This window comes from Candidatus Burkholderia verschuerenii (assembly GCF_001189365.1).
Lineage (GTDB): Bacteria > Pseudomonadota > Gammaproteobacteria > Burkholderiales > Burkholderiaceae > Caballeronia > Caballeronia verschuerenii.
The window spans coordinates 1-5,617 of sequence record NZ_LFJJ01000267.1 but is presented as its reverse complement, the minus strand read 5'-3'; the positions used below and the strand labels follow the sequence as shown (position 1 = coordinate 5,617).

The window sequence follows — 5,617 nt, the reverse complement described above, 5'->3', positions numbered from 1 at the left end:
ACAGGACCGTGAAACGACTCCACGCCGATGATAGTGCGGATCACCCGTGTGAAAGTAGGTAATCGTCAGGCTCCTCATGCTGAAAGCAAGTGAAAGCCCCAACTCGTCGAGTTGGGGCTTTTGCGTTTACGGTCTGAGAGAATAGAACCAACGTCAACGCGACACGCCAATCAACGCGCCAAAAACCGCTCGGCCAATCGCACCCAATAAGACGATCCAACGGAAAGCAGATCATCGTTGAAATCGTAGCTGCCGTTATGCAGCATGCACGGTCCCATCCCGTGGCCCGAATCGCGATGCTTGCCGTCGCCATTCCCAAGAAACGCGTAGCAGCCGGGCTTTTCGATCAACATGAACGAAAAATCCTCTGAGCTCATCGTCGGTTCGACCGATGCGTTCACTTTGTCCTTCCCCACGACTTCCGCCATCACCTCTGCTGCAAAGCGAGTCTGCTCGGCACCGTTGACCGTCGGGGGGTAATTGCGGTGGAAGTGCACTTCGGCTTCGCAGTCGTAGGCTGCGGCCGTGGCTTCGACGATTTTGCGCATGCGCGCTTCGACCAGATCCAGCGCCTCGACCTTAAAAGTCCGCACCGTCCCGCCCATCCACGCTTTTTCGGGTACGACATTCACCGCTTCGCCGGTATGAATCTGCGTGATCGATAAAACAGCGGTATCGAGCGGCTTCTTGTTTCGCGTGATGATGCTCTGCAATCCGTTCGCGATCTGCACTGCCGTGAAAACCGGATCGTGCCCGTTGTTCGGCATGGCCGCGTGCGATCCCGTTCCTTCTATCGAGATGCGAAATTCGTTGCTCGATGCCATGATCGGGCCTTCGGTCACGCCGAAATGTCCCGCCGGAATGCCGGGCCAGTTGTGAATGCCGAACACCGCATCGACGGGGAAGCGATCGAACAAGCCGTCCTCGATCATCGCCTTTGCGCCCGCGCCGCCTTCCTCCGCCGGCTGGAAAATGAACACGATCGTGCCGTCGAACTTGCCGTGCTCGGCGAGATGCTTGGCCGCGCCGAGCAGCATCGCCGTGTGACCGTCGTGACCGCAGGCATGCATGCGTCCTTCGTTGGTCGAGCGATGTTCAAACGTGTTGATTTCGTGGATCGGCAGCGCATCCATGTCGGCGCGCAAGCCGATCGACGCCTTGCCGGAACCGCGTTTCAACACGCCGACGACACCGGTCTTGCCAAGTCCGCGATGCACCTCGATTCCCCAACGCTCCAGCGATTCGGCGACCAGCTTTGCCGTGCCGACCTCTTCATAACGCAACTCGGGATTCGCATGAATCCTTCGTCGGAGAGATTTGATTTCGTCGTGTGATGCTTCGATTTCAGGGATCAGATTCATTTGGAACTGCTCTCACGTTTGAATTCGGATCACGCGTATTGACGACGCGTCTTCCGGTTCATTCTACGCCGTCACTATTTAATGCATCGAGCGGTCCGTCGCATTGCGTCCGTAATAGAATTCCGTGATCTGCTGTCCATTACCTGGATTCATCCCAATTCCTATGAATGCCCCCGCCGAGTTTGCCCGCGCCGTTTGCCCTCACGATTGCCCCGACACATGCGCGTTACGCGTGACGGTCAAGGACGGCAAAGCGGTCAAGGTCAGCGGCGATCCCGATCATCGGCCAACGCAGGGCGTCTTGTGTACGAAAGTCACGCGATACGCAGAGCGCACGCATCACAAGGATCGATTGCTGACGCCGCTGCGTCGCGTCGGCCGAAAGGGAGAAGGGCGTTTCGAGCCGATCGGCTGGGACGAAGCGTTGAACATCGCGGCCGAGCGCCTTCAAAGCATCGCTCGCCGCGCGCCCGAAGCCATCCTCCCGTATAGCTACGCCGGCACGATGGGACTCGTGCAGGGCGAAAGCATCGCGGCGCGCCTGTGCAATGTGCTCGGTGCATCGCGGCTCGATCGGACGATTTGCGCGGCGGGTCTGCGCTATACGTACGGCGCGAGTCTCGGGATGAATGTCGAGTTTTTCCGGGAAAGCGAGCTCATCCTGATCTGGGGCGCGAACCCGATCGCGTCGAGCCTGCATTTCTGGACACTCGCGCAAGAGGCGAAGCGGCGCGGCGCGAAGCTGATCGCCATCGATCCGTACAAGTCGCTGAGCGCGGAAAAATGCCATCAGCATATTGCGCTGCGGCCGGGCACCGATGCCGCGCTCGCACTCGGCATGATTCACGTCTTGATCGCCGAGAACCTCGTCGATCGCGCCTACATCGATGCGCATACGCTGGGTTACGACGAGCTCGCCGAACGCGCGTCGCTTTATCCGCCTGCGCGCGTCGCGCAGATTTGCGGGATTTCGGCGGACACGGTGATCGAACTCGCGCGCGCCTTCGGTTCGACGAAGAAAGCGTCTATTCGCCTCAATTACGGCATGCAGCGAACGCGCGGCGGTGGCAACGCCGTGCGCGCCGTCGCTTGTTTGGCGTCGCTGACAGGAGCATGGCGCGAGCGTTCCGGCGGCTTTTGCTGTCGTCATCGGGTTGGGCGCCGGTCGACAATGCAGCGCTCGAGCGTCCCGATCTGCTGCCCGGATGGCCGTCGAAACTTCCGCGCGTGATCAATATGAATGCGATCGGCGATGCCTTGCTGCATCCCGGCGTCGAATCGTTCGGGCCGAAGGTCGAAGCGCTGATCGTCTACAACTCGAATCCGGTGGCCGTTGCGCCGGATTCGGAGAAGGTCGCGGCAGGCTTTGCGCGCGAGGATCTGTTTACGATCGTCCTCGAACACTTCCAGACAGACACCGCCGACTATGCCGATCTGATTTTTCCGGCAACCACACAGCTCGAACACCTCGACGTACACAAGTCCTACGGCCATACGCATGTGATGGCCAATCTGCCGGCCATCGAGCCGGTCGCCGGCGCGCGTCCGAACACGGATATCTTTCGCGGGATCGCGCGCGCGATGGATCTCAACGAACCCGCGCTGTACGAAAGCGACGAATCGCTCGCATCGAAGGCGTTTCGCTGGAACGATCCCGCGCTCAAAGGCCAAAGCTGGAACACGCTGAAGGCGTCGGGCTGGATCGAGCTCGATATTCCGCAAGCGCCGCTCGCCGAAGGCGGCTTCAGAACGCCGTCCGGAAAATGCGAGTTCTACAGCGAACGAACGTCTGAAACGCGAAGGGCTCGATCCGTTGCCGGATTACCTTCCGCCGTACGAGTCGACGGACGGTTCCCCCGAACTCGCCGCTCGCTATCCGCTCGCGATGATTTCGCCGCCCGCGCGTAACTTCCTGAACAGCAGCTTCGTGAATGTCGAAAGCTTGCGTTCGACCGAAGGCCAGCCGCATCTCGATATCCATCCGGCCGATGCCGAAGCCCGCGGCATCAAAGAAGGTATGATCGTACGAATCTTTAACGATCGCGGATCGATGGAAGCGCGGGCGCGCGTGACCGACCGGGCGCGCGAGGGCGTCGTCGTCGGCTTGTCGATCTGGTGGAAAAAGCTGTCGCCCGATGGCCGCAACGCCAATCAGGTCACCAGCCAGGCGCTGACCGATCTCGGGGGATCGGCCACGTTTTACGACTGCCTTGTCGAAGTGGAGCCGACGGATCGATGATTCTGCGCAACTTGATCGTAAAAAATAGTCGCAATAAAGCTTGCCGAGTGGCGTCTAACCCAGTTGTGGGAACCGGAACGAATGGCTAGGATTCTGTTTTCGCACGACCATTCTAAAATCGTATAAAGGAGACGCCCAATGGATAAACCTTGGATCAAGTCCTATCCCGAGGGCGTGCCGGCGGAAATCGATGCGTCGGCTTATCGGTCGGTTTCCGAGTTGCTCGAGGACAGCTTCCGCAAGAATCGCGATCGGCACGCGTTTCAGTGCATGGGCAAAGCGATCACGTACGCCGAACTCGGCCAGATGTCGCAACGTCTGGCCGCATGGTTTCAACTCAAGGGATTGCCGCGCGGCGCACGCGTCGCGCTGATGATGCCCAACGTGCTGCAATATCCCGTCGCGATCGCGGCGGTGCTGCGCGCCGGGTACATCGTCGTCAACGTCAATCCGCTTTACACGCCGCGCGAGCTCGAGCATCAGCTCAAGGACAGCGGCGCGGAAGCTATCGTCATTCTGGAAAACTTCGCGCACACGCTGCAGGCCGTCATCAGGAATACGGCGATCAAGCATGTCGTCGTCGCGGCGATGGGCGATTTGATGGGCCTTAAAGGGCTGATCGTCAATCTCGTCGTGCGACGCGTGAAGAAGATGGTGCCCGAATGGAGTTTGCCGGGCAGCACGCGTTTCAACGATGCACTTAGCGAAGGCGCGCGTCACGAACTCAAGCGCAACGATCCGAGCCCCGACGATGTCGCGTTCCTGCAGTACACGGGCGGCACGACCGGCGTTGCCAAGGGCGCGACGCTCACGCATCGCAATCTGATCGCGAACGTATTGCAGTCGGAAGTGTGGCTCGATCCGGCCAGAAAGCGCCGTCCCGATATCGATCAGTTCGTCTGCGTGGTGGCCTTGCCGCTGTATCACATCTTCGCGCTGACCGTCTGCGGCATGCTGACGATCCGCACCGGCGGCCTCGGCGTGCTGATTCCGAATCCGCGCGATATCGCCGGAACGATCAAGGAATTGAAGGGCATTCCGATCAACACGTTCCCGGCGGTCAACACACTGTACAACGCGATGCTGAACCATCCCGACTTCAAGCAGCTCGATTTTTCTAAGCTGATCGCGGCCAACGGCGGCGGCATGGCGGTGCAGGAAGTCGTCGCGAAGCGCTGGTTTTCGGCGACGGGCGTGCCGATCATCGAAGGTTATGGCTTGTCCGAGACGTCGCCGTGCGTGACCTGCAATCCGGTCACCGCGACGGAATATACGGGCACGATCGGCCTGCCTTTGCCGTCGACGGAAATCGCCATCCGCGACGACGACAATAACGAGGTCCCGCTCGGCCAGCCCGGCGAAATCTGCATTCGCGGTCCGCAAGTGATGGCGGGTTACTGGAATCGTCCCGACGAAACCGCCAAGGTGGTGACGCCGGACGGCTTTTTCCGTTCGGGCGATGTCGGCGTGATCGACGAGCGCGGTTATGTGAAGATCGTCGATCGCAAGAAGGACATGATTCTGGTGTCGGGCTTCAACGTCTATCCGAACGAAATCGAAGACGTCGTCGCGATGCTGCCGGGCGTGTTCGAAGTCGCGGCGGTGGGCATCAAGGATCAGAACTCGGGCGAAGCGGTGAAGCTGTTCATCGTGCGTCGCGATCAGAGCCTGACCGAAGCCGATGTCATGGCGTATTGCAAGGAGCGGCTGACGGGCTACAAGCGGCCGCGCATGATCGAATTCCGCAAGGATCTGCCGAAGAGCAACGTCGGCAAGATTCTGCGACGGGAATTGCGCGACGGCACGGTCTGACCGCGCTCGTAGAAGAAAAAGCCTCCGCGCCCGATAAGGACGCGGAGGCTTTTTTGCATCTGAAGCGGCCCGTCGACCATAATCGGCATAGGGGCGGCCAGCAAGCTGGCCGGTCCCCTGCCACACCACCCTGCCACACCACCCGGCGTGCGGGTCCGCACCGGGCGGTTCGGGAAGTTGAGGTTATGTGAGGCGAGGCATGCCA

2 protein-coding genes and 1 pseudogene are annotated in these 5,617 nt (G+C 60.2%); 2 read left to right on the top strand and 1 reads right to left on the bottom strand.

Going from position 1 to position 5,617, the window contains the following annotated elements; genetic code table 11:
- Positions 1–170: 170 nt before the first annotated feature.
- Positions 171–1,361: a M20 aminoacylase family protein gene (locus BVER_RS27115; protein ID WP_050455896.1), complete on the bottom strand. Its 1,191-nt coding sequence runs from the start codon at positions 1,359–1,361 to the stop codon at positions 171–173.
- 163 nt (positions 1,362–1,524) lie between these two features.
- On the opposite strand from BVER_RS27115, the pseudogene BVER_RS27110 reads away from it, so the two are divergent.
- Both BVER_RS27110 and BVER_RS27105 read left to right on the top strand, forming a co-directional pair.
- Positions 1,525–3,600 (top strand): annotated as a pseudogene (locus BVER_RS27110) (molybdopterin-containing oxidoreductase family protein).
- Positions 3,601–3,738: 138 nt separating this feature from the next.
- Positions 3,739–5,412 (top strand): long-chain fatty acid--CoA ligase, encoded by a 1,674-nt coding sequence (locus tag BVER_RS27105; RefSeq protein WP_050455895.1) that lies wholly within the window; start codon positions 3,739–3,741, stop codon positions 5,410–5,412.
- The last annotated feature ends 205 nt before the right edge of the window (positions 5,413–5,617 follow it).